24 protein-coding genes are annotated in these 22,928 nt (G+C 65.8%); all 24 read left to right on the forward strand.

The window, feature by feature from the left end; all coding sequences use genetic code 11:
* Positions 1 to 410: 410 nt before the first annotated feature.
* The 24 genes from rpoB to rpsH all read left to right on the forward strand — a co-directional run bounded on the left by rpoB (position 411) and on the right by rpsH (position 22,927).
* On the forward strand, positions 411 to 3,896 hold the full coding sequence (gene rpoB, locus QQY66_RS29390; RefSeq protein ID WP_301983276.1) for a DNA-directed RNA polymerase subunit beta: 3,486 nt from the start codon (positions 411 to 413) through the stop codon (positions 3,894 to 3,896).
* A 102-nt stretch (positions 3,897 to 3,998) separates the two neighbouring features.
* Positions 3,999 to 7,898 (forward strand): DNA-directed RNA polymerase subunit beta', encoded by a 3,900-nt coding sequence (locus QQY66_RS29395; protein WP_301983277.1) that lies wholly within the window; start codon positions 3,999 to 4,001, stop codon positions 7,896 to 7,898.
* 292 nt (positions 7,899 to 8,190) lie between these two features.
* A complete protein-coding gene (locus QQY66_RS29400) occupies positions 8,191 to 8,652 on the forward strand; it encodes a DUF1707 and DUF4190 domain-containing protein (protein WP_301987536.1) in 462 nt (153 codons plus the stop codon).
* 308 nt (positions 8,653 to 8,960) lie between these two features.
* Positions 8,961 to 9,332 carry a 30S ribosomal protein S12 gene (rpsL, locus tag QQY66_RS29405; protein WP_003948652.1) on the forward strand — a complete coding sequence of 124 codons (372 nt, stop codon included), beginning with the start codon at positions 8,961 to 8,963 and terminating at the stop codon, positions 9,330 to 9,332.
* A 2-nt stretch (positions 9,333 to 9,334) separates the two neighbouring features.
* On the forward strand, positions 9,335 to 9,805 hold the full coding sequence (rpsG, locus tag QQY66_RS29410) for a 30S ribosomal protein S7 (protein ID WP_003992340.1): 471 nt from the start codon (positions 9,335 to 9,337) through the stop codon (positions 9,803 to 9,805).
* Between the two features lie 39 nt (positions 9,806 to 9,844).
* Complete coding sequence (gene fusA / locus QQY66_RS29415) at positions 9,845 to 11,971, forward strand: elongation factor G (RefSeq protein ID WP_301983278.1); 2,127 nt, start codon at positions 9,845 to 9,847, stop codon at positions 11,969 to 11,971.
* A 155-nt stretch (positions 11,972 to 12,126) separates the two neighbouring features.
* Positions 12,127 to 13,320, forward strand: coding sequence for an elongation factor Tu (gene tuf, locus QQY66_RS29420; protein ID WP_155058653.1), 1,194 nt, complete (start codon positions 12,127 to 12,129; stop codon positions 13,318 to 13,320).
* 269 nt (positions 13,321 to 13,589) lie between these two features.
* A complete protein-coding gene (locus QQY66_RS29425) occupies positions 13,590 to 14,768 on the forward strand; it encodes an acyltransferase (RefSeq protein ID WP_301983279.1) in 1,179 nt (392 codons plus the stop codon).
* A 433-nt stretch (positions 14,769 to 15,201) separates the two neighbouring features.
* Positions 15,202 to 15,510, forward strand: coding sequence for a 30S ribosomal protein S10 (gene rpsJ, locus QQY66_RS29430; RefSeq protein ID WP_003948644.1), 309 nt, complete (start codon positions 15,202 to 15,204; stop codon positions 15,508 to 15,510).
* Positions 15,511 to 15,527: 17 nt separating this feature from the next.
* Positions 15,528 to 16,172, forward strand: a complete 645-nt coding sequence (gene rplC, locus QQY66_RS29435) for a 50S ribosomal protein L3 (protein WP_301983280.1) — start codon at positions 15,528 to 15,530, stop codon at positions 16,170 to 16,172.
* A gap of 8 nt (positions 16,173 to 16,180) precedes the next feature.
* On the forward strand, positions 16,181 to 16,837 hold the full coding sequence (gene rplD, locus QQY66_RS29440; protein WP_301983281.1) for a 50S ribosomal protein L4: 657 nt from the start codon (positions 16,181 to 16,183) through the stop codon (positions 16,835 to 16,837).
* Positions 16,837 to 17,256, forward strand: coding sequence for a 50S ribosomal protein L23 (gene rplW / locus QQY66_RS29445; protein ID WP_210572716.1), 420 nt, complete (start codon positions 16,837 to 16,839; stop codon positions 17,254 to 17,256). Before rplD ends, rplW begins: the two co-directional genes overlap by 1 nt.
* Positions 17,257 to 17,294: 38 nt before the next feature.
* On the forward strand, positions 17,295 to 18,131 hold the full coding sequence (gene rplB / locus QQY66_RS29450) for a 50S ribosomal protein L2 (RefSeq protein WP_030046376.1): 837 nt from the start codon (positions 17,295 to 17,297) through the stop codon (positions 18,129 to 18,131).
* A gap of 12 nt (positions 18,132 to 18,143) precedes the next feature.
* Positions 18,144 to 18,425 (forward strand): 30S ribosomal protein S19, encoded by a 282-nt coding sequence (gene rpsS, locus QQY66_RS29455; protein WP_007384069.1) that lies wholly within the window; start codon positions 18,144 to 18,146, stop codon positions 18,423 to 18,425.
* A 41-nt stretch (positions 18,426 to 18,466) separates the two neighbouring features.
* Positions 18,467 to 18,814 carry a 50S ribosomal protein L22 gene (gene rplV / locus QQY66_RS29460; protein ID WP_155058649.1) on the forward strand — a complete coding sequence of 116 codons (348 nt, stop codon included), beginning with the start codon at positions 18,467 to 18,469 and terminating at the stop codon, positions 18,812 to 18,814.
* Entirely contained in the window at positions 18,814 to 19,647 is an 834-nt protein-coding gene (rpsC, locus tag QQY66_RS29465) for a 30S ribosomal protein S3 (RefSeq protein WP_301983283.1), read from the forward strand. The genes rplV and rpsC overlap by 1 nt, the downstream gene beginning before the upstream one ends.
* Positions 19,648 to 19,652: 5 nt before the next feature.
* Positions 19,653 to 20,072, forward strand: coding sequence for a 50S ribosomal protein L16 (gene rplP, locus QQY66_RS29470; RefSeq protein WP_155058647.1), 420 nt, complete (start codon positions 19,653 to 19,655; stop codon positions 20,070 to 20,072).
* A complete protein-coding gene (rpmC, locus tag QQY66_RS29475) occupies positions 20,072 to 20,296 on the forward strand; it encodes a 50S ribosomal protein L29 (RefSeq protein ID WP_010036720.1) in 225 nt (74 codons plus the stop codon). The genes rplP and rpmC overlap by 1 nt, the downstream gene beginning before the upstream one ends.
* Positions 20,296 to 20,583: a 30S ribosomal protein S17 gene (gene rpsQ / locus QQY66_RS29480; protein ID WP_003992363.1), complete on the forward strand. Its 288-nt coding sequence runs from the start codon at positions 20,296 to 20,298 to the stop codon at positions 20,581 to 20,583. The genes rpmC and rpsQ overlap by 1 nt, the downstream gene beginning before the upstream one ends.
* 292 nt (positions 20,584 to 20,875) lie before the next feature.
* Positions 20,876 to 21,244, forward strand: a complete 369-nt coding sequence (rplN, locus tag QQY66_RS29485) for a 50S ribosomal protein L14 (RefSeq protein ID WP_003998823.1) — start codon at positions 20,876 to 20,878, stop codon at positions 21,242 to 21,244.
* A gap of 2 nt (positions 21,245 to 21,246) precedes the next feature.
* Complete coding sequence (gene rplX, locus QQY66_RS29490) at positions 21,247 to 21,570, forward strand: 50S ribosomal protein L24 (protein ID WP_003992365.1); 324 nt, start codon at positions 21,247 to 21,249, stop codon at positions 21,568 to 21,570.
* Positions 21,570 to 22,127 (forward strand): 50S ribosomal protein L5, encoded by a 558-nt coding sequence (rplE, locus tag QQY66_RS29495; RefSeq protein WP_301983284.1) that lies wholly within the window; start codon positions 21,570 to 21,572, stop codon positions 22,125 to 22,127. Before rplX ends, rplE begins: the two co-directional genes overlap by 1 nt.
* Before the next feature lie 5 nt (positions 22,128 to 22,132).
* Complete coding sequence (locus QQY66_RS29500) at positions 22,133 to 22,318, forward strand: type Z 30S ribosomal protein S14 (RefSeq protein WP_003948630.1); 186 nt, start codon at positions 22,133 to 22,135, stop codon at positions 22,316 to 22,318.
* A 210-nt stretch (positions 22,319 to 22,528) separates the two neighbouring features.
* Positions 22,529 to 22,927 carry a 30S ribosomal protein S8 gene (rpsH, locus tag QQY66_RS29505; protein WP_015658459.1) on the forward strand — a complete coding sequence of 133 codons (399 nt, stop codon included), beginning with the start codon at positions 22,529 to 22,531 and terminating at the stop codon, positions 22,925 to 22,927.
* Position 22,928 lies beyond the last annotated feature (1 nt).

Raw genomic sequence — 22,928 nt, forward strand, 5'->3', positions numbered from 1 at the left:
GCAAGTGACGATGGCAGCACCCGGTTTGGGCAAGGGGGGCCTTGACGAACCGCACGCAGCGCGCAATTCTCAGGACGCGTCGTCACAACGATCCGGATCCGAGGCATGGATCGTCGACGAAGAGGGCAGTATCAACGTGCATTGAGGGCATGGGCTTGCGCAGGTGTCGAGAACAACGAGGGTCTCGAAAAACCCGCACTGGACATCAGTGTGCCAAGTGGCTACACTGACCCTTTGCGCTGCCTGTTAGCTGCCTCCTGCCCGTCACCAGGGGCATGCCCTCGCTTGAGCACCGACGATCAGAACGTCCCTGACCTGGCCTTTTGGCCAAATCAGGGAGTCCTGTCTCTGTGTGCAGGAGGGGGACCGGTACGCGCGTAGTGAGTCCGAGCCCTCGGAAGGACCCCCTCTTGGCCGCCTCGCGCACTGCCTCGACCGCGAATACGAACAACGGCGCCAGCACCGCCCCGCTGCGCATCTCCTTTGCAAAGATCAAGGAGCCCCTCGAGGTTCCCAACCTGCTCGCGCTGCAGACCGAGAGCTTCGACTGGCTGCTCGGCAACACCGCCTGGCAGAGTCGGGTCGAGGCGGCTCTGGAGTCCGGTCAGGACGTCCCCACCAAGTCCGGTCTGGAGGAGATCTTCGAGGAGATCTCTCCGATCGAGGACTTTTCCGGGTCGATGTCGCTGACTTTCCGCGACCACCGTTTCGAGCCCCCGAAGAACAGCATCGACGAGTGCAAGGAGCGCGACTTCACGTACGCCGCCCCGCTCTTCGTCACGGCTGAGTTCACCAACAACGAGACCGGCGAGATCAAGTCCCAGACCGTCTTCATGGGCGACTTCCCGCTCATGACGAACAAGGGCACCTTCGTCATCAACGGCACCGAGCGTGTCGTGGTGTCCCAGCTGGTCCGCTCGCCCGGTGTCTACTTCGACTCCTCCATCGACAAGACGTCCGACAAGGACATCTTCTCGGCCAAGATCATCCCGTCCCGGGGTGCCTGGCTGGAGATGGAGATCGACAAGCGCGACATGGTCGGTGTCCGCATCGACCGCAAGCGCAAGCAGTCCGTCACCGTTCTCCTGAAGGCTCTCGGCTGGACCACCGAGCAGATCCTGGAGGAGTTCGGCGAGTACGAATCCATGCGCGCCACCCTGGAGAAGGACCACACCCAGGGCCAGGACGACGCACTGCTCGACATCTACCGCAAGCTGCGTCCGGGCGAGCCCCCCACCCGCGAGGCCGCTCAGACACTGCTCGAGAACCTCTACTTCAACCCGAAGCGCTACGACCTCGCCAAGGTCGGCCGCTACAAGGTGAACAAGAAGCTCGGCGCGGACGAGCCGCTGGACGCCGGTGTGCTCACCACCGACGACGTCATCGCCACCATCAAGTACCTGGTGAAGCTGCACGCCGGTGAGACCGAGACGGTCGGTGAGTCCGGTCGCTCGATCATGGTCGAGACCGACGACATCGACCACTTCGGCAACCGTCGTATCCGCAGCGTCGGCGAACTGATCCAGAACCAGGTCCGTACGGGTCTCGCCCGTATGGAGCGCGTCGTGCGTGAGCGCATGACCACGCAGGACGTCGAGGCGATCACGCCGCAGACCCTGATCAACATCCGGCCGGTCGTCGCCTCCATCAAGGAGTTCTTCGGCACCAGCCAGCTGTCGCAGTTCATGGACCAGAACAACCCGCTGTCGGGGCTGACGCACAAGCGTCGTCTGAACGCCCTCGGCCCGGGTGGTCTCTCCCGTGAGCGGGCCGGCTTCGAGGTCCGTGACGTTCACCCGTCGCACTACGGCCGCATGTGCCCGATCGAGACGCCTGAAGGCCCGAACATCGGTCTGATCGGCTCGCTCGCCTCCTACGGCCGGGTCAACGCGTTCGGCTTCATCGAGACGCCGTACCGCAAGGTCGTCGACGGTGTCGTCACCGACGACGTCGACTACCTGACCGCCGACGAAGAGGACCGGTTCGTCATCGCGCAGGCCAACGCGCCGCTGACCGACGAGTTCCGGTTCGCCGAGGCCCGTGTGCTGGTCCGCCGGCGTGGCGGCGAGGTCGACTACGTCGCCGGTGACGACGTGGACTACATGGACGTCTCGCCGCGCCAGATGGTGTCGGTCGCGACCGCCATGATCCCGTTCCTGGAGCACGACGACGCCAACCGTGCCCTCATGGGCGCGAACATGATGCGTCAGGCCGTGCCGCTCATCAAGTCCGAGGCCCCGCTCGTCGGCACCGGCATGGAGTACCGCTCCGCCGTCGACGCCGGTGACGTGGTCAAGGCCGAGAAGGCGGGTGTCGTCCAGGAGGTCTCCGCGGACTACATCACCACCGCCAACGACGACGGCACGTACATCACGTACCGCCTGGCCAAGTTCGCCCGCTCCAACCAGGGCACCTCGGTCAACCAGAAGGTCATCGTCCACGAGGGCGACCGGATCATCGAGGGCCAGGTCCTCGCCGACGGTCCGGCCACCCAGCAGGGCGAGATGGCGCTGGGCAAGAACCTGCTCGTGGCGTTCATGCCGTGGGAGGGTCACAACTACGAGGACGCGATCATCCTGTCGCAGCGCCTCGTGCAGGACGACGTCCTCTCCTCGATCCACATCGAGGAGCACGAGGTCGACGCCCGTGACACCAAGCTCGGCCCCGAGGAGATCACCCGGGACATCCCGAACGTCTCCGAGGAGGTCCTCGCCGACCTCGACGAGCGCGGGATCATCCGCATCGGCGCCGAGGTCATCGCCGGTGACATCCTCGTCGGCAAGGTCACGCCCAAGGGTGAGACCGAGCTGACGCCGGAGGAGCGCCTGCTGCGCGCGATCTTCGGTGAGAAGGCCCGTGAGGTCCGTGACACCTCGCTGAAGGTGCCGCACGGCGAGACCGGCAAGGTCATCGGCGTCCGCGTCTTCGACCGTGAGGAGGGCGACGAGCTTCCCCCCGGTGTGAACCAGCTGGTGCGCGTGTACGTGGCGCAGAAGCGCAAGATCACCGACGGTGACAAGCTCGCCGGCCGGCACGGCAACAAGGGCGTCATCTCCAAGATCCTGCCGATCGAGGACATGCCGTTCCTGGAGGACGGCACCCCGGTCGACATCATCCTCAACCCGCTGGGTGTCCCGTCCCGAATGAACCCGGGACAGGTCCTGGAGATCCACCTCGGCTGGCTCGCCAGCCGCGGCTGGGACGTCTCCGGCCTCGCCGACGAGTGGGCGCAGCGCCTCCAGGCGATCGGCGCCGACCAGGTCGACGCGGGCACGAACGTCGCGACCCCCGTCTTCGACGGTGCGCGTGAGGACGAGCTCGCCGGTCTGCTGCAGCACACCATCCCGAACCGCGACGGCGACCGCATGGTCCTCCCGTCCGGCAAGGCGCGGCTGTTCGACGGCCGTAGCGGTGAGCCGTTCCCGGAGCCGATCTCGGTCGGCTACATGTACATCCTGAAGCTGCACCACCTGGTCGACGACAAGCTGCACGCCCGTTCGACCGGTCCGTACTCGATGATCACCCAGCAGCCGCTGGGTGGTAAGGCCCAGTTCGGTGGCCAGCGGTTCGGCGAGATGGAGGTGTGGGCGCTGGAGGCTTATGGCGCCGCGTACGCCCTCCAGGAGCTGCTGACCATCAAGTCCGACGACGTCACCGGCCGCGTGAAGGTCTACGAGGCCATCGTCAAGGGCGAGAACATCCCTGAGCCCGGCATCCCCGAGTCCTTCAAGGTGCTCATCAAGGAGATGCAGTCTCTCTGCCTGAATGTGGAGGTGCTGTCCAGCGACGGTATGTCCATCGAGATGCGTGACACAGACGAGGATGTCTTCCGCGCTGCGGAGGAGCTCGGCATCGACCTGTCCCGGCGTGAGCCGAGCAGCGTCGAAGAGGTCTGACGGAGTCCGGCGGGCCTTTCTGAGAGATCAGCAAAGGCCCGCCGACCCCGGGACCCCGTTTCAGACCCCAAGACTTACGACCCTGAGAGGGATTGACGCATAGTGCTCGACGTCAACTTCTTCGACGAGCTCCGGATCGGCCTGGCCACCGCTGACGACATCCGTCAGTGGAGCCACGGCGAGGTCAAGAAGCCCGAGACGATCAACTACCGCACCCTCAAGCCCGAAAAGGACGGACTCTTCTGCGAGAAGATCTTCGGTCCGACCCGGGACTGGGAGTGCTACTGCGGCAAGTACAAGCGTGTCCGGTTCAAGGGCATCATCTGTGAGCGCTGCGGCGTCGAGGTGACTCGCGCCAAGGTGCGCCGTGAGCGGATGGGCCACATCGAACTGGCCGCCCCCGTCACACACATCTGGTACTTCAAGGGTGTCCCGTCGCGCCTCGGCTACCTGCTGGACCTGGCGCCCAAGGACCTCGAGAAGGTCATCTACTTCGCGGCGTACATGATCACGTACGTCGACGAGGAGCGCCGCACCCGCGACCTGCCCTCCCTGGAGGCGCATGTCTCCGTCGAGCGGCAGCAGGTCGAGAACCGCCGGGACGCCGACCTGGAGGCCCGCGCCAAGAAGCTCGAGGCCGACCTGGCCGAGCTGGAGGCCGAGGGCGCCAAGGCCGACGTACGCCGGAAGGTCCGTGAGGGCGCCGAGCGGGAGATGAAGCAGCTGCGTGACCGTGCGCAGCGCGAGATCGACCGGCTCGACGAGGTGTGGACCCGGTTCAAGAACCTCAAGGTCCAGGACCTCGAGGGCGACGAGCTGCTCTACCGCGAGCTGCGGGACCGCTTCGGTACGTACTTCGACGGTTCGATGGGTGCCGCGGCGCTGCAGAAGCGCCTGGAGTCCTTCGACCTGGACGAGGAGGCCGAGCGTCTCCGCGAGATCATCCGTACCGGCAAGGGCCAGAAGAAGACCCGTGCGCTGAAGCGGCTGAAGGTCGTGTCTGCGTTCCTGCAGACCTCCAACAGCCCCAAGGGCATGGTCCTCGACTGCGTCCCGGTCATCCCGCCGGACCTTCGCCCGATGGTGCAGCTGGACGGTGGCCGCTTCGCGACCTCCGACCTGAACGACCTGTACCGCCGTGTGATCAACCGGAACAACCGTCTGAAGAGGCTCCTCGACCTCGGCGCGCCCGAGATCATCGTCAACAACGAGAAGCGCATGCTTCAGGAGGCTGTTGACGCCCTCTTCGACAACGGCCGTCGTGGCCGCCCGGTCACCGGTCCCGGTAACCGCCCTCTGAAGTCCCTCAGCGACATGCTGAAGGGCAAGCAGGGCCGCTTCCGTCAGAACCTGCTCGGTAAGCGTGTGGACTACTCCGCGCGTTCCGTGATCGTCGTCGGTCCGCAGCTGAAGCTGCACCAGTGCGGTCTGCCGAAGGCGATGGCGCTGGAGCTGTTCAAGCCGTTCGTGATGAAGCGCCTGGTCGACCTGAACCACGCGCAGAACATCAAGAGCGCCAAGCGCATGGTGGAGCGCGGCCGCACGGTCGTGTACGACGTCCTCGAAGAGGTCATCGCCGAGCACCCGGTTCTGCTGAACCGTGCTCCCACCCTGCACCGCCTCGGCATCCAGGCCTTCGAACCGCAGCTGGTCGAGGGCAAGGCCATCCAGATCCACCCGCTCGTCTGCACCGCGTTCAACGCGGACTTCGACGGTGACCAGATGGCCGTACACCTTCCGCTGTCCGCGGAGGCGCAGGCCGAGGCGCGCATCCTGATGCTGTCCTCGAACAACATCCTCAAGCCCGCTGACGGCCGTCCGGTGACGATGCCGACCCAGGACATGGTCCTCGGTCTGTTCTTCCTCACCACCGACAGCGAGATGCGGGACGTCAAGGGCGAGGGCCGGTCCTTCGGCTCGGCGGCCGAGGCGATCATGGCGTTCGACGCGGGCGAGCTCTCGCTCCAGTCGAAGGTCGACATCCGCTTCCCCGTCGGCACCATCCCGCCGCGCGGCTGGACCCCGCCGGCGCAGGAGGAGGGCGACCCGGAGTGGCAGCAGGGTGACAGCTTCCGTCTGAAGACGACCCTTGGCCGGGCGCTCTTCAACGAGCTGCTGCCCGAGGACTACCCGTTCGTCGACTACGAGGTCGGCAAGAAGCAGCTCTCCGAGATCGTCAACGACCTCGCCGAGCGCTACCCCAAGGTCATCGTGGCGGCGACGCTCGACAACCTGAAGGCGGCCGGCTTCTACTGGGCGACCCGTTCCGGCGTCACCGTGGCCATCTCCGACGTCGTCGTTCCCGAGGCGAAGAAGGAGATCGTCAAGGGGTACGAGGCGCAGGACGAGAAGGTCCAGAAGCAGTACGAGCGCGGTCTGATCACCAAGGACGAGCGCACCCAGGAACTCATCGCGATCTGGACCAAGGCGACCAACGAGGTTGCCGAGGCCATGAACGAGAACTTCCCGAAGACCAACCCGATCTTCATGATGGTGAACTCGGGTGCACGAGGCAACATGATGCAGATGCGTCAGATTGCCGGTATGCGTGGTCTGGTGTCGAACGCCAAGAACGAGACGATTCCGCGTCCGATCAAGGCCTCGTTCCGTGAGGGTCTGTCCGTGCTGGAGTACTTCATCTCCACGCACGGTGCCCGTAAGGGTCTGGCGGACACCGCCCTGCGTACCGCCGACTCGGGTTACCTGACCCGTCGTCTGGTGGACGTCTCGCAGGACGTGATCATCCGCGAGGAGGACTGCGGTACCGAGCGCGGTCTGAAGCTGAAGATCGCCGAGCGCGGCGCCGACGGCTCGCTCCGCAAGACCGATGACGTCGAGACCAGCGTCTACGCCCGGATGCTCGCCGAGGACGTCGTCGTCGACGGCAAGGTGATCGCGCCGGCCAACGTGGACCTCGGCGATGTGCTCATCGACCAGCTGGTGCGCCACGGCATCGAGCAGGTGAAGACCCGTTCGATCCTGACCTGCGAGTCCCAGGTCGGCACCTGCGCCATGTGCTACGGCCGCTCGCTGGCCACCGGCAAGCTGGTCGACATCGGTGAGGCGGTCGGCATCATCGCCGCCCAGTCCATCGGTGAGCCCGGTACCCAGCTGACGATGCGTACCTTCCACACCGGTGGTGTGGCCGGTGACGACATCACCCAGGGTCTGCCGCGTGTCGTCGAGCTCTTCGAGGCCCGTACCCCGAAGGGTGTCGCCCCGATCTCCGAGGCCCAGGGCCGCGTGCGGATCGAGGAGACCGAGAAGACCAAGAAGATCGTCATCACGCCGGACGACGGCAGCGACGAGACGGCGTTCCCGATCTCGAAGCGTGCCCGGCTCCTGGTCAGCGAGGGCGAGCACGTCGAGGTGGGCCAGAAGCTCACCGTGGGTGCCACCAACCCGCACGACGTGCTGCGCATCCTGGGCCAGCGTGCCGTCCAGGTCCACCTGGTCGGCGAGGTCCAGAAGGTCTACAACTCGCAGGGTGTGTCGATCCACGACAAGCACATCGAGATCATCATCCGGCAGATGCTCCGCCGCGTGACGATCATCGAGTCCGGCGACGCCGAGCTGCTGCCCGGCGAGCTGGTCGAGCGCACGAAGTTCGAGACCGAGAACCGTCGTGTGGTCCAGGAGGGCGGTCACCCGGCCTCCGGTCGTCCGCAGCTGATGGGTATCACCAAGGCCTCGCTGGCGACGGAATCCTGGCTGTCGGCCGCCTCCTTCCAGGAGACGACCCGAGTCCTGACGGACGCGGCGATCAACGCCAAGTCCGACAGCCTCATCGGCCTCAAGGAGAACGTCATCATCGGTAAGCTCATCCCGGCCGGTACGGGCCTGTCCCGCTACCGCAACATCCGGGTCGAGCCGACCGAGGAGGCCAAGGCCGCGATGTACTCGGCCGTCGGCTACGACGACATCGACTACTCGCCGTTCGGCACGGGCTCCGGCCAGGCCGTTCCGCTGGAGGACTACGACTACGGTCCGTACAACCAGTAAGCGAGTCGTTTGAACTGAAGGGCGGTCACCTCTCGGGGTGGCCGCCCTTCGGCGTCTCAGGGACCTCTCCGGGTTTTCTCCGGGTCGTGCCTGGTGCCGGAGATGCCGGTTTCGGCGCATGATGGAGGCACGCCGACCAGTACGGGGGAGGTGCTCCATGACGCACCCGTCGTGGCAGCCGTGGCAGGGCAACGGCACGCCGCAGTCGTGGCAGGGGAGCGGGAGTCCTGCCCCGCAGCGGTGGCAGGGAGCCGGCGTCCCGCAGCCATGGGCCGGCCAGGGCAGCCCGTCCATGCTCGCTTCGCACGCCGACCGTGAGCGTGCCGTGGACGTGCTCAGAGCGGGGTTCGGCGAGGGGCGGCTGGAGCAGGCGGAGTTCGAGAAGCGGGTCGGGCGGGCCTACGCGGCCCGTACGGTGGGTGAGCTGGCGCTGCTCGTCGCCGACCTGCCGCAGGGTCCCGTACCGCACCCTGCGCCCGTCACAAGCGTGCCGGGGACGTTTCTGCCGGCCCGGCCGCAGACGAACGGCAAGGCGGTCGGTTCCGCGGTGTGCGGTGCGCTGTGCCTGCTGACGTTCGGGCTGACCGGCGTCCCCGCGGTGGTGCTGGGTCACGCCGCCCGTGCCGAGATCCGCCGGACCGGGGAGGCGGGCGATGCGCTCGCGCTCACGGGGCTGGTGATCGGCTGGCTGTCCACGGTGGGATGGGCGATCATACTGACCGCGATGATCGTGGCAGCCGCCGCGTCCGCGTGACGCTCGCGGATCGTCGATTCGAAGATCATCAGCCGCACAGGGGCTTGACATGCTCCATGCGGCGATCCGGTCGAGGCCCATTTGTTTTGACCGCAGCGAATGAGGTAGGTACGCTCAGACCTTGTGCCTGGGGTGTGCCCTGGCTCTCGTGCGTGCCTTCAACCGCACTGGGGTCCGAGAGCGGCCACCGTAATCTGCGCCTCTTTCTGCCTTACGGCGGGAGTCTGCGGGTTCGACACACCCGACCGCGTGGGTCGGCGACGTTCCAGGTTAGCTTCACCATTCGGCACACAGAAACCGGAGAAGTAGTGCCTACGATCCAGCAGCTGGTCCGCAAGGGCCGGCAGGACAAGGTCGAGAAGAACAAGACGCCCGCACTCGAGGGTTCCCCTCAGCGCCGTGGCGTCTGCACGCGTGTGTTCACGACCACCCCGAAGAAGCCGAACTCGGCCCTGCGTAAGGTCGCGCGTGTGCGTCTGACCAGCGGGATCGAGGTCACCGCTTACATTCCGGGTGAGGGACACAACCTGCAGGAGCACTCCATCGTGCTCGTGCGTGGCGGCCGTGTGAAGGACCTGCCGGGTGTTCGCTACAAGATCATCCGCGGTTCCCTTGACACCCAGGGTGTGAAGAACCGCAAGCAGGCCCGCAGCCGCTACGGCGCCAAGAAGGAGAAGTAAGAATGCCTCGTAAGGGCCCCGCCCCGAAGCGCCCGGTCATCATCGACCCGGTCTACGGTTCTCCTCTTGTCACGTCGCTCATCAACAAGGTGCTGCTGAACGGTAAGCGCTCCACTGCCGAGCGGATCGTTTACGGCGCCATGGAGGGCCTGCGTGAGAAGACGGGCAACGACCCGATCATCACGCTGAAGCGCGCGCTGGAGAACATCAAGCCGACCCTCGAGGTCAAGTCCCGCCGTGTCGGTGGTGCGACGTACCAGGTTCCGATCGAGGTCAAGCCCGGTCGCGCCAACACGCTCGCCCTGCGCTGGCTCGTCGGTTACTCCCGCGCCCGTCGCGAGAAGACCATGACCGAGCGTCTGCTCAACGAGCTTCTCGACGCGTCCAACGGCCTCGGTGCCGCTGTGAAGAAGCGCGAGGACACCCACAAGATGGCCGAGTCCAACAAGGCCTTCGCGCACTACCGCTGGTAGTCGCTACCCACATCGAGACCGAGAGAAGACGAAAGCCTTATGGCTACCACTTCACTTGACCTGGCCAAGGTCCGCAACATCGGGATCATGGCCCACATCGACGCGGGCAAGACGACCACCACCGAGCGGATCCTGTTCTACACCGGTGTGTCTTACAAGATCGGTGAGGTCCACGACGGCGCTGCCACCATGGACTGGATGGAGCAGGAGCAGGAGCGTGGCATCACGATCACGTCTGCTGCGACCACCTGTCACTGGCCGCTCGAGGACAACGACTACACCATCAACATCATCGACACCCCCGGGCACGTCGACTTCACCGTTGAGGTGGAGCGCTCCCTGCGTGTGCTCGATGGTGCCGTGACGGTGTTCGACGGTGTCGCCGGTGTCGAGCCGCAGTCCGAGACGGTGTGGCGTCAGGCCGACCGTTACGGCGTGCCGCGTATCTGCTTCGTCAACAAGCTCGACCGGACCGGCGCGGAGTTCCACCGCTGCGTCGACATGATCTCGGACCGCCTTGGTGCGCAGCCGCTGGTCATGCAGCTTCCGATCGGTGCCGAGGCCGACTTCAAGGGCGTTGTGGACCTGGTCCGCATGAAGGCGCTCGTGTGGTCCGCCGAGGCCGCCAAGGGCGAGATGTACGACGTCGTCGACATCCCGGCCACGCACGCCGAGGCTGCCGAGGAGTACCGCGGCAAGCTGATCGAGGGCGTCGCCGAGAACGACGAAGAGATCATGGAGCTGTACCTGGAGGGCGTGGAGCCCACCGAGGAGCAGCTGTACGCCGCGATCCGTCGCATCACCATCGCGTCCGGCAAGTCCAGCGACACCACGGTCACCCCGGTGTTCTGTGGCACCGCGTTCAAGAACAAGGGCGTCCAGCCCCTGCTCGACGCCGTCGTGCGCTACCTGCCGACCCCGCTCGACGTCGAGGCCATCGAGGGCCACGACGTGAAGGACCCCGAGCTGGTCGTCAAGCGCAGGCCGTCCGACGACGAGCCGCTGTCCGCGCTGGCGTTCAAGATCATGAGCGACCCGCATCTCGGCAAGCTCACCTTCGTCCGGGTCTACTCGGGCCGCCTGGAGTCCGGCACCGCCGTGCTGAACTCCGTCAAGGGCAAGAAGGAGCGCATCGGCAAGATCTACCGCATGCACGCGAACAAGCGTGAGGAGATCGAGTCGGTGGGCGCCGGCGACATCATCGCCGTCATGGGCCTGAAGCAGACCACCACCGGTGAGACGCTGTCCGACGACAAGAACCCGGTGATCCTGGAGTCCATGGACTTCCCGGCGCCGGTCATCCAGGTCGCCATCGAGCCCAAGTCGAAGGGCGACCAGGAGAAGCTGGGCGTCGCGATCCAGCGCCTGGCCGAGGAGGACCCGTCCTTCCAGGTCCACTCGGACGAGGAGACCGGCCAGACCATCATCGGCGGTATGGGCGAGCTGCACCTTGAGGTGCTGGTCGACCGTATGCGCCGTGAGTTCAAGGTCGAGGCCAACGTCGGCAAGCCGCAGGTCGCGTACCGTGAGACGATCCGCAAGGCCGTCGAGCGCGTGGACTACACCCACAAGAAGCAGACCGGTGGTACCGGTCAGTTCGCCAAGGTGCAGATCGCGATCGAGCCCATCGAGGGCGGCGACGCCAGCTACGAGTTCGTGAACAAGGTGACCGGTGGTCGTATCCCGAAGGAGTACATCCCTTCGGTCGACGCCGGTGCGCAGGAGGCCATGCAGTTCGGCATCCTCGCCGGGTACGAGATGACGGGCGTGCGCGTCACGCTCATCGACGGTGGCTACCACGAGGTCGACTCCTCCGAGCTCGCGTTCAAGATCGCCGGTTCGCAGGCCTTCAAGGAGGCCGCGCGCAAGGCCAGCCCCGTGCTGCTCGAGCCGATGATGGCCGTCGAGGTCACCACGCCCGAGGACTACATGGGTGAGGTCATCGGCGACATCAACTCCCGCCGTGGTCAGATCCAGGCCATGGAGGAGCGGGCCGGTGCCCGCGTCGTGAAGGGTCTCGTGCCCCTCTCGGAGATGTTCGGCTACGTCGGAGACCTCCGCAGCAAGACGTCGGGTCGCGCAAGCTACTCGATGCAGTTCGACTCCTACGCCGAGGTTCCGCGGAACGTCGCCGAGGAGATCATCGCGAAGGCCAAGGGCGAGTAACGCACTCCGTTCACACGCTTTAGGCTTGACTCCGGAGCCTCAGGGGGCATTCCGCCACAATCGTGGTGGGAATGCCCCGGGCCCGGGCTTTCCAGCAAAGATCACCTGGCGCCGATGAAGCAAGGCGTTCAGAACCACTCCACAGGAGGACCCCAGTGGCGAAGGCGAAGTTCGAGCGGACTAAGCCGCACGTCAACATCGGCACCATCGGTCACATCGACCACGGTAAGACGACCCTCACGGCCGCCATTACCAAGGTGCTGCACGACGCGTACCCGGACCTGAACGAGGCCTCGGCCTTCGACCAGATCGACAAGGCTCCTGAGGAGCGCCAGCGCGGTATCACCATCTCCATCGCGCACGTCGAGTACCAGACGGAGACGCGTCACTACGCCCACGTCGACTGCCCCGGTCACGCGGACTACATCAAGAACATGATCACCGGTGCTGCCCAGATGGACGGCGCCATCCTCGTGGTTGCCGCCACCGACGGCCCGATGCCGCAGACCAAGGAGCACGTGCTCCTGGCCCGCCAGGTCGGCGTTCCGTACATCGTCGTCGCCCTGAACAAGGCCGACATGGTGGACGACGAGGAGATCCTGGAGCTCGTCGAGCTCGAGGTCCGTGAGCTCCTTTCCGAGTACGAGTTCCCGGGCGACGACCTGCCGGTCGTCAAGGTCTCGGCGCTCAAGGCCCTTGAGGGCGACAAGGAGTGGGGCCAGTCGGTCCTCAACCTGATGCAGGCTGTCGACGAGAACATCCCGCAGCCCGAGCGTGACGTCGACAAGCCGTTCCTCATGCCGATCGAGGACGTCTTCACGATCACCGGTCGCGGTACGGTCGTCACCGGCCGTATCGAGCGTGGTGTCCTGAAGGTCAACGAGACCGTCGACATCGTGGGCATCAAGCAGGAGAAGACCACCACCACGGTCACCGGCATCGAGATGTTCCGCAAGCTGCTCGACGAGGGCCAGGCCGGTGAGAACGTCGGTCTGCTGCTTCGTGGCATCAAGCGCGAGGACGTCGAGCGCGGCCAGGTCATCATCAAGCCGGGCTCGGTCACGCCGCACACCGAGTTCGAGGCGCAGGCCTACATCCTGTCCAAGGACGAGGGTGGCCGCCACACGCCGTTCTTCAACAACTACCGCCCGCAGTTCTACTTCCGTACGACGGACGTGACCGGCGTGGTGACCCTTCCCGAGGGCACCGAGATGGTCATGCCGGGTGACAACACCGAGATGAAGGTGGAGCTCATCCAGCCCGTTGCCATGGAAGAGGGCCTGAAGTTCGCCATCCGTGAGGGTGGCCGGACCGTGGGCGCCGGCCAGGTCACCAAGATCAACAAGTGATCTGACCCGGTAGGTCTCTGAAGGGGCCCGTACGACTTCGGTCGTGCGGGCCCCTTCTTCATTCGAACGATTCCGATGGTTGTGCTGTTGCGAGGTGAAACCTAGTCGAACGTTGTGGGGCGGATTCGCGAGAGTTCCGGCAATTTCGAAACGCCTGCGCGAGGAATGTTCTTTTCTGTCCCGGTGGGGCGGAACGTACAGCCGTAGCGTGAATGGTCGTCCGTGGCCGTCGGGCCCCGAGCAACTACCGAGGATGGCAAGGTCTCTTGATGCAGGGTGTGCGCAGCCGTTTGTCGGTACCGATGCCGGCCGGGGTGGCCGAGCGCCCACCACAACTGACCCCCGCGCCAAGCCAGGACCGGCCCACCCGCGTTGCCCGGCAGCGCCCCAGGCTCTACGTCCTCGACGGCATCCGCCTCCTCGCCGCCCTGATGGTCGTCCTGCACCACTTCGTCGGCACGAGCCGGGTCAACCGGCCGGGCAACGCGATCTGGGACCGCCCGGTGTCGGAGATCATGCCGACGGTGTTCCGTGTCTCGTCCTTCGGCTGGATCGGCGTCGAGATCTTCTTCGTGATCAGCGGCTTCGTGATCTGCATGTCCTGCTGGGGCCGTACGCCCAAGGACTTCTTCGTGTCGCGGGTGATCCGCCTCTACCCGGCCTACTGGTTCGCGGTCTTCTTCACGACCGCCGTGCTGGTGCTCATGCCCGGGGTGTGGGAGCGGCTGTCGATGCGGAAGGTGCTCTTCAACCTGACGATGCTGCAAGCGGGTTCGGGCGTGCCGCACGTCGACGGCGTGTACTGGACGCTCTGGTCGGAGCTGCGGTTCTATCTGCTGTTCCTCATCGTCGTCGCCATGGGCCTGACCTACCGCCGGGTGATCATCTTCTGCTGCGTCTGGGGCGCGGCCGCGATGCTCGCCCCCATCTCCAAGTTCCCGCTCATGGTGCTGATCGCCGACCCGAGCGCCGCCTGGTACTTCATCGCCGGCCTCGCCCTCTACCTCATGCACCGCTTCGGACAGGACCTGCTCCTGTGGGGCATCCTCGCGATGGCCTGGCTCATGGGCCAGTTGGAGCTGGGGGAGCGGGTCGGACACGAGGGCGTCAGCAGCTGGCGCGGCGCGGTGGTCATCTTCACCGCCTTCATGCTGTTCATGGTCGCCATCGCCCTCGGCTACACCGACCGCATCCAGTGGAAGTGGCTGGTGACGGCGGGCTGTCTGACCTATCCGCTCTACCTCGTGCACTACGTCGCCGGTACGGTCCTCATCAGCCGCCTGCACGACACCATGGACCCCCGCCTGCTGGTCGCCTCCCTCATCGCCGGCTTCATGGTGCTCAGCTGGCTGGTGCACCGGCTCGTGGAACGTCCGGCGGCACGGGCACTGAAGAAGGGGCTGGACTCGTCCTTCGTCCGGCTGCGGGGCTTCCAGCGCGCGGCCTGAGGCTGTCGGCTACGCAGCCCTGTGTTTGACCTGCGTCACCCTCGGGGTATTCTCTCCGGCTCGATTGGCCAGGCCCCTGCCCCATATGGCAGACTGTCCGAGTTGCTCGGTCGAGTGTTGATGCTGCGCGCCTCCCGCCGGGAGGACCGAAAGCGAGTCCCACAGTACTCGTCGTCCTAACTGCCTCACGGCAGCGCTGGGGCGGACGTACGGGAATCTTTCGGGAAGTGTCAGTGCGGCACCGGCCAGGCACCCGGTGGGTATTTCGCCCTCGGCTTGCGGTTCCGGAAGGGCCGTGCTTCCCAGCAGGGATGTTCCGTCAAGGGGCATCTGTGTCAGCGGCAGTGCGACACGCCCGACCGCGTGGGTCGGAGCAAAGTGAACGGAACACCGGGTTCCAGAGCGTTACGAGAGACAGGACTACTGAGTAGCCATGGCGGGACAGAAGATCCGCATCCGGCTCAAGGCCTACGACCACGAGGTCATCGACTCCTCGGCGAAGAAGATCGTCGAGACGGTGACGCGTACTGGTGCGTCGGTCGCGGGCCCGGTGCCGCTGCCCACTGAGAAGAACGTGTACTGCGTCATCAAGTCGCCGCACAAGTACAAGGACTCGCGCGAGCACTTCGAGATGCGCACGCACAAGCGCCTGATCGACATTCTCGACCCCACCCCCAAGACCGTTGACTCTCTGATGCGACTCGACCTCCCGGCCGGTGTCGACATCGAGATCAAGCTCTGAGGGTCGGTGAGCTGAGAATGACCAAGCAGATCAAGGGCATCCTGGGCGAGAAGCTCGGCATGACGCAGGTGTGGGACGAGAACAACCGTGTTGTTCCGGTCACCGTCGTCAAGGCCGGCCCGAACGTCGTGACCCAGGTCCGTACGAATGACAGTGACGGCTACGAGTCGGTCCAGATCGCCTTCGGCGAGATCGACCCGCGCAAGGTGAACAAGCCCCTCAAGGGCCACTTCGCCAAGGCCGACGTCACCCCCCGTCGCCACCTCGTCGAGATCCGTACCGCTGACGCCAGCGAGTACACCCTCGGCCAGGAGATCACCGCCGAGGTGTTCGAGGCCGGGATCAAGGTCGACGTGACCGGCAAGAGCAAGGGCAAGGGCTTCGCCGGTGTCATGAAGCGCCACAACTTCCGTGGCCTCGGCGCCGGACACGGCACCCAGCGCAAGCACCGCTCTCCCGGTTCCATCGGTGGCTGCGCCACCCCGGGCCGTGTGTTCAAGGGCCTCCGCATGGCGGGTCGTATGGGCAACGAGCGCGTCACCACCCAGAACCTGACCGTCCACGCCGTTGACGCGGAGAAGGGTCTGCTGCTCATCAAGGGCGCGGTTCCCGGTCCGAACGGCGGCCTCGTCCTGGTCCGCACCGCGGCCAAGGGGGCCTGAGGTAACCGATGAGCACTGTTGACATCCTTTCGCCCGCCGGCGAGAAGGCCGGAAGCGTCGAGCTCCCCGCGGAGATCTTCGACGTGGAGAAGATCAGCGTTCCGCTGCTTCACCAGGTCGTCGTCGCGCAGCTGGCCGCTGCCCGCCAGGGCACCCACAAGACCAAGCGTCGCGGTGAAGTCCGTGGTGGTGGCAAGAAGCCTTACCGCCAGAAGGGCACCGGCCGCGCCCGTCAGGGCTCGACCCGTGCGCCGCAGTTCGCCGGCGGTGGCGTCGTCCACGGTCCGCAGCCGCGTGACTACTCGCAGCGGACCCCGAAGAAGATGAAGGCCGCGGCCCTGCGCCACGCCCTCACCGACCGGGCCCGCAACAACCGCATCCACGTCGTCTCCGGCGTCATCGAGGGCGAGAGCCCGTCGACGAAGGCCGCGAAGACGCTCTTCGGCAAGATCAGCGAGCGCAAGAACCTGCTGCTCGTCATCGACCGTGCCGACGAGGCCGCGTGGCTGTCCGCCCGCAACCTGCCCCAGGTCCACATCCTGGAGCCGGGCCAGCTGAACACGTACGACGTTCTCGTCTCGGACGACGTGGTCTTCACCCAGGCCGCCTTCGAGTCCTTCGTGTCCGGCCCGAAGGCCAATGACACCGAAGGGAGCGAGGTCTGATGGCCATCCGTCACCCCGCCATTGCCTCCAAGGCCGCCAAGAAGGCCAAGGCCGCGCGCGTCGCCAAGGCGCGTCGCCACGCCACCGAGGGCAAGAACACCGTCGTCACCCCGGCGAGCAAGGCGTACACGGACCCCCGTGACGTCCTGCTGAAGCCGGTCGTGTCCGAGAAGAGCTACGCGCTCATCGACGAGAACAAGTACACGTTCCTGGTCGACCCGAGTGCCAACAAGACCCAGATCAAGCAGGCCGTCCAGGCGGTCTTCTCGGTCAAGGTCACCGGGGTCAACACGATCAACCGCCAGGGCAAGCGCAAGCGGACCCGCACCGGCTTCGGCCAGCGTGCGGCGACCAAGCGCGCGATCGTGACCCTCGCTGAGGGCGACCGTATCGACATCTTCGGCGGTCCGACCGCGTAAGCGGGTCGGATCGTCCGATATCGGACGAGGACTGAGAAATGGGAATCCGCAAGTACAAGCCGACTACGCCGGGCCGCCGTGGCTCCAGCGTCGCCGACTTCGTCGAGGTCACGCGGTCCACGCCGGAGAAGTCGCTGGTCCGCCCGCTGCACAGCAAGGGCGGCCGTAACAATTCCGGTCGTGTGACCGTGCGCCACCAGGGTGGTGGCCACAAGCGCGCCTACCGCGTCATCGACTTCCGTCGCCATGACAAGGACGGCGTGCCGGCGAAGGTCGCGCACATCGAGTACGACCCCAACCGCACCGCGCGCATCGCGCTGCTGCACTACGCCGACGGCGAGAAGCGCTACATCCTCGCCCCGCGCAACCTGCAGCAGGGTGACCGCGTCGAGAACGGTCCCGGGGCCGACATCAAGCCGGGCAACAACCTGGCGCTCCGCAACATCCCGGTCGGTACCACGATCCACGCGATCGAGCTCCGTCCGGGTGGCGGCGCCAAGTTCGCCCGCTCCGCCGGTGCCTCCGTGCAGCTGCTCGCGAAGGAGGGCCAGATGGCCCACCTCCGTATGCCGTCCGGTGAGATCCGCCTGGTCGACGTGCGCTGCCGCGCCACCGTCGGCGAGGTCGGCAACGCCGAGCAGTCCAACATCAACTGGGGCAAGGCCGGCCGCAAGCGCTGGCTGGGCGTCCGCCCGACCGTTCGCGGTGTGGCGATGAACCCGGTTGACCACCCGCACGGTGGTGGTGAGGGCAAGACCTCCGGTGGTCGCCACCCGGTCAGCCCCTGGGGTCAGAAGGAAGGACGTACTCGTTCGCCCAAGAAGGCGTCGAACAAGTACATCGTCCGCCGCCGCAAGACGAACAAGAAGCGCTAGGAGCGGGTTTAGATGCCGCGCAGTCTCAAGAAGGGGCCCTTCGTCGACGACCACCTGATCAAGAAGGTGGACGCCCAGAACGAAGCCGGTTCCAAGAACGTCATCAAGACCTGGTCCCGTCGCTCGATGATCGTCCCGGCCATGCTCGGCCACACGATCGCGGTGCACAACGGCAAGACCCACATCCCGGTGTTCGTCACCGAGTCGATGGTCGGCCACAAGCTCGGCGAGTTCTCGCCGACGCGCACCTTCCGGGGTCACGTCAAGGACGACCGGAAGTCGAAGCGCCGCTAACGCGGATCGCATTCAGACAAAGAAACCTGAAAGGGACAACCATGGAAGCCAGGGCCCAGGCGCGGTACATCCGCGTCACGCCCATGAAGGCCCGCCGCGTGGTGGACCTCATCCGTGGCATGGACGCCACGGAGGCCCAGGCGGTCCTGCGATTCGCTCCGCAGGCCGCCTCCGAGCCGGTCGGCAAGGTGCTCGACAGCGCCATTGCCAACGCCGCGCACAACTACGACCACACCGACGCCGACAGCCTCTTCATCTCCGAGGCGTACGTCGACGAGGGCCCGACCCTGAAGCGGTTCCGTCCGCGTGCCCAGGGCCGTGCCTACCGGATCCGCAAGCGGACCAGCCACATCACCGTGGTCGTCAGCAGCAAGGAAGGAACCCGGTAATGGGCCAGAAGGTAAACCCGCATGGGTTCCGCCTCGGTGTCACGACCGACTTCAAGTCGCGTTGGTACGCCGACAAGCTGTACAAGGACTACGTCAAGGAAGACGTCGCCATCCGTCGGATGATGACGTCCGGCATGGAGCGCGCCGGTATCTCGAAGGTGGAGATCGAGCGCACCCGTGACCGCGTGCGTGTGGACATCCACACCGCTCGTCCGGGCATCGTCATCGGCCGCCGTGGCGCCGAGGCCGACCGCATCCGCGGTGACCTGGAGAAGCTGACCGGCAAGCAGGTCCAGCTGAACATCCTCGAGGTCAAGAACCCGGAGACGGACGCTCAGCTGGTGGCCCAGGCCGTCGCCGAGCAGCTGTCCTCCCGCGTCTCCTTCCGCCGGGCCATGCGCAAGAGCATGCAGTCCGCCATGAAGGCCGGCGCCAAGGGCATCAAGATCCAGTGCGGTGGCCGTCTCGGCGGCGCCGAGATGTCCCGCTCGGAGTTCTACCGCGAGGGCCGCGTGCCCCTGCACACGCTCCGCGCGAACGTGGACTACGGCTTCTTCGAGGCCAAGACGACCTTCGGCCGTATCGGTGTGAAGGTCTGGATCTACAAGGGCGACGTCAAGAACATCGCCGAGGTCCGCGCCGAGAACGCTGCAGCCCGTGCGGGTAACCGCCCGGCTCGCGGTGGCGGCTCCGACCGCCCGGCCCGTGGTGGCCGCGGTGGCGAGCGTGGCGGGCGCGGTCGTAAGCCGCAGCAGGCTGCCGGCGCCGAGGCCCCCAAGGCCGAGGCTCCCGCTGCCGCCGCTCCGGCTGAGAGCACCGGAACGGAGGCCTGACCGACATGCTGATCCCCCGTAGGGTCAAGCACCGCAAGCAGCACCACCCGAAGCGCTCCGGCATGTCCAAGGGTGGCACGCAGGTTGCGTTCGGCGAATACGGCATCCAGGCGATGACCCCGGCGTACGTCACGAACCGCCAGATCGAAGCGGCTCGTATCGCCATGACCCGTCACATCAAGCGTGGCGGCAAGGTCTGGATCAACATTTACCCGGACCGCCCCCTGACGAAGAAGCCCGCCGAGACCCGCATGGGTTCCGGTAAGGGTTCTCCCGAGTGGTGGGTGGCCAACGTCAAGCCCGGACGTGTGATGTTCGAGCTGTCGTACCCCAACGAGAAGATCGCGCGCGAGGCCCTGACCCGTGCGGCTCACAAGCTGCCGATGAAGTGCAAGATCGTCAAGCGCGAGGCAGGTGAAGCGTGATGTCGGCCGGTACCAAGGCGTCAGAGCTGCGCGAGCTGGGCAACGAGGAGCTCCTCAACAAGCTCCGCGAGGCCAAGGAAGAGCTGTTCAACCTCCGCTTCCAGGCGGCGACCGGACAGCTCGAGAACCACGGTCGGCTGAAGGCCGTCCGTAAGGACATCGCGCGGATCTACACCCTGATGCGTGAGCGCGAGCTGGGCATCGAGACGGTGGAGAGCGCCTGATGAGTGAGAGCAACGTGACTGAGCAGACCGCAGAGGCGCGCGGCTTCCGCAAGACCCGTGAGGGTCTCGTCGTCAGCGACAAGATGGACAAGACCGTCGTCGTCGCCGTCGAGGACCGCGTCAAGCACGCGCTGTACGGCAAGGTCATCCGCCGTACGAACAAGCTCAAGGCGCACGACGAGCAGAACGCCGCGGGCGTCGGCGACCGGGTTCTCCTGATGGAGACCCGTCCGCTGTCGGCGACCAAGCGCTGGCGCGTCGTAGAGATCCTCGAGAAGGCGAAGTAATCAAGCGGGGGTTCGCCCCCGGGCCCCGGCCCGGCCGGGCGCTCCCGGCGAGGTTTCGCCCGACCGAAGAAGACCGCCGCCCGGCGAGCTCCGTGAAACGACTTACGGAGCCGCCGCCGGGTAGCCCGGCCGAGGTGCGTGAGGCACTCGCGCTCGTCGCGAGAGCGGCCCGCGGCCCGGCCGGGTCGGCAAGTAATTCCTGCGGGGGTATCCCGGCAGGACGGTTCCGCCAGGCTCGCAGGGTCGCCCCGAAAAGGCACTGCGGGAACCGGCAGACAAACAGGAGATAGACGTGATCCAGCAGGAGTCGCGACTGCGTGTCGCCGACAACACTGGTGCGAAGGAAATCCTTTGCATCCGTGTGCTCGGTGGCTCCGGTCGCCGCTACGCGGGCATCGGTGACGTCATCGTCGCCACCGTCAAGGACGCGATCCCCGGTGGCAACGTGAAGAAGGGTGACGTCGTCAAGGCGGTCATCGTTCGCACCGTCAAGGAGCGCCGCCGTCCGGACGGCTCGTACATCCGCTTCGACGAGAACGCCGCCGTCATTCTGAAGAACGACGGCGACCCTCGCGGCACCCGTATCTTCGGCCCCGTCGGCCGTGAGCTGCGCGAGAAGAAGTTCATGAAGATCATCTCGCTCGCGCCGGAGGTGCTGTAAGCATGAAGATCAAGAAGGGCGACCTGGTCCAGGTCATCACCGGTAAGGACAAGGGCAAGCAGGGCAAGGTCATCGCGGCCTTCCCCCGTGAGGACCGTGTCCTGGTCGAGGGTGTCAACCGGGTCAAGAAGCACACCAAGGCCGGTCCGACCGCTCGCGGTTCGCAGGCCGGCGGCATCGTCACGACCGAGGCGCCGATCCACGTCTCCAACGTCCAGCTGGTCGTTGAGAAGGACGGCAACAAGGTCGTCACGCGTGTCGGTTACCGCTTCGACGACGAAGGCAACAAGATCCGCGTTGCCAAGCGGACGGGTGAGGACATCTGATGACTACCACCACGACTCCGCGTCTGAAGCAGAAGTACCGCGAGGAGATCGCGGGCAAGCTGCGTGAGGAGTTCTCCTACGAGAACGTCATGCAGATCCCCGGCCTCGTCAAGATCGTGGTCAACATGGGTGTGGGCGACGCCGCCCGCGACTCCAAGCTGATCGACGGCGCGATTCGCGACCTCACCACGATCACCGGTCAGAAGCCGGCCGTCACCAAGGCCCGCAAGTCCATCGCGCAGTTCAAGCTGCGTGAGGGTCAGCCGATCGGTGCCCACGTCACGCTCCGTGGCGACCGCATGTGGGAGTTCCTGGACCGCACCCTGTCGCTCGCGCTGCCGCGCATCCGCGACTTCCGCGGTCTGTCCCCCAAGCAGTTCGACGGCCGTGGCAACTACACCTTCGGTCTCACGGAGCAGGTCATGTTCCACGAGATCGACCAGGACAAGATCGACCGCGTCCGGGGTATGGACATCACCGTGGTCACCACGGCGACCAACGACGCTGAGGGCCGCGCGCTCCTTCGTCACCTCGGCTTCCCCTTCAAGGAGGCGTGAGCGAGATGGCGAAGAAGGCTCTGATTGCCAAGGCTGCTCGTAAGCCCAAGTTCGGTGTACGTGGCTACACGCGCTGCCAGCGCTGTGGTCGTCCGCACTCCGTGTACCGCAAGTTCGGCCTGTGCCGCGTGTGCCTTCGTGAGATGGCTCACCGTGGCGAGCTGCCGGGCGTGACCAAGAGCTCCTGGTAGTCCCGTACTTCGGGATTCCAGAGGCTCTCGGTAAGTAAAGGGCAGTGTCAGGGGCCCACCTCTCCATGGCTTAGGCTTGGAGGGTTGGGCGCCTGACGCCCATACGACTTACTACGCCGTAGGTCCACCGCGCCGCACCCGTCCCGTCTCGGATCGGGGAGAGGGATGGCGCACCAGGAAACCCCGGCGAGAGAGGCCGAAGGCCAATTCATGACCATGACTGATCCGATCGCAGACATGCTTACGCGTCTGCGGAACGCGAACTCGGCGTACCACGACACCGTGGCGATGCCGCACTCGAAGATCAAGTCGCACATCGCGGAGATCCTCCAGCAGGAGGGCTTCATCACGGGCTGGAAGGTCGAGGACGCCGAGGTCGGCAAGAACCTCGTCCTGGAGCTGAAGTTCGGCCCCAACCGTGAGCGCTCCATCGCGGGCATCAAGCGGATCTCCAAGCCCGGTCTCCGGGTTTACGCGAAGTCCACCAACCTGCCGAAGGTGCTCGGCGGCCTCGGCGTGGCGATCATCTCCACGTCGCACGGGCTTCTCACCGACAAGCAGGCCGGCAAGAAGGGCGTAGGCGGAGAAGTTCTCGCCTACGTCTGGTAAC

The organism is Streptomyces sp. DG2A-72, assembly GCF_030499575.1.
In the GTDB taxonomy this organism is placed as follows: Bacteria; Actinomycetota; Actinomycetes; order Streptomycetales; family Streptomycetaceae; genus Streptomyces.

Excerpts from the sequence above, each read along its gene's own strand:
- rplX (WP_003992365.1), top strand. The coding sequence starts at position 21,247 with ATGAAGATCAAGAAGGGCGACCTGGTCCAGGTCATCACCGGTAAGGAC.
- rpsH (WP_015658459.1), top strand. The coding sequence starts at position 22,529 with ATGACCATGACTGATCCGATCGCAGACATGCTTACGCGTCTGCGGAAC.
- rplV (WP_155058649.1), top strand. The coding sequence starts at position 18,467 with ATGGAAGCCAGGGCCCAGGCGCGGTACATCCGCGTCACGCCCATGAAG.
- rpsS (WP_007384069.1), top strand. The coding sequence starts at position 18,144 with ATGCCGCGCAGTCTCAAGAAGGGGCCCTTCGTCGACGACCACCTGATC.
- rpsC (WP_301983283.1), top strand. The coding sequence starts at position 18,814 with ATGGGCCAGAAGGTAAACCCGCATGGGTTCCGCCTCGGTGTCACGACC.
- QQY66_RS29425 (WP_301983279.1), top strand. The coding sequence starts at position 13,590 with ATGCAGGGTGTGCGCAGCCGTTTGTCGGTACCGATGCCGGCCGGGGTG.
- rpsJ (WP_003948644.1), top strand. The coding sequence starts at position 15,202 with ATGGCGGGACAGAAGATCCGCATCCGGCTCAAGGCCTACGACCACGAG.
- rplW (WP_210572716.1), top strand. The coding sequence starts at position 16,837 with ATGGCCATCCGTCACCCCGCCATTGCCTCCAAGGCCGCCAAGAAGGCC.
- fusA (WP_301983278.1), top strand. The coding sequence starts at position 9,845 with ATGGCTACCACTTCACTTGACCTGGCCAAGGTCCGCAACATCGGGATC.
- rpmC (WP_010036720.1), top strand. The coding sequence starts at position 20,072 with ATGTCGGCCGGTACCAAGGCGTCAGAGCTGCGCGAGCTGGGCAACGAG.
- QQY66_RS29500 (WP_003948630.1), top strand. The coding sequence starts at position 22,133 with ATGGCGAAGAAGGCTCTGATTGCCAAGGCTGCTCGTAAGCCCAAGTTC.
- rpsQ (WP_003992363.1), top strand. The coding sequence starts at position 20,296 with ATGAGTGAGAGCAACGTGACTGAGCAGACCGCAGAGGCGCGCGGCTTC.
- rplP (WP_155058647.1), top strand. The coding sequence starts at position 19,653 with ATGCTGATCCCCCGTAGGGTCAAGCACCGCAAGCAGCACCACCCGAAG.
- rplE (WP_301983284.1), top strand. The coding sequence starts at position 21,570 with ATGACTACCACCACGACTCCGCGTCTGAAGCAGAAGTACCGCGAGGAG.
- rplC (WP_301983280.1), top strand. The coding sequence starts at position 15,528 with ATGACCAAGCAGATCAAGGGCATCCTGGGCGAGAAGCTCGGCATGACG.
- rplD (WP_301983281.1), top strand. The coding sequence starts at position 16,181 with ATGAGCACTGTTGACATCCTTTCGCCCGCCGGCGAGAAGGCCGGAAGC.
- rpsG (WP_003992340.1), top strand. The coding sequence starts at position 9,335 with ATGCCTCGTAAGGGCCCCGCCCCGAAGCGCCCGGTCATCATCGACCCG.
- rplB (WP_030046376.1), top strand. The coding sequence starts at position 17,295 with ATGGGAATCCGCAAGTACAAGCCGACTACGCCGGGCCGCCGTGGCTCC.
- QQY66_RS29400 (WP_301987536.1), top strand. The coding sequence starts at position 8,191 with ATGCTCGCTTCGCACGCCGACCGTGAGCGTGCCGTGGACGTGCTCAGA.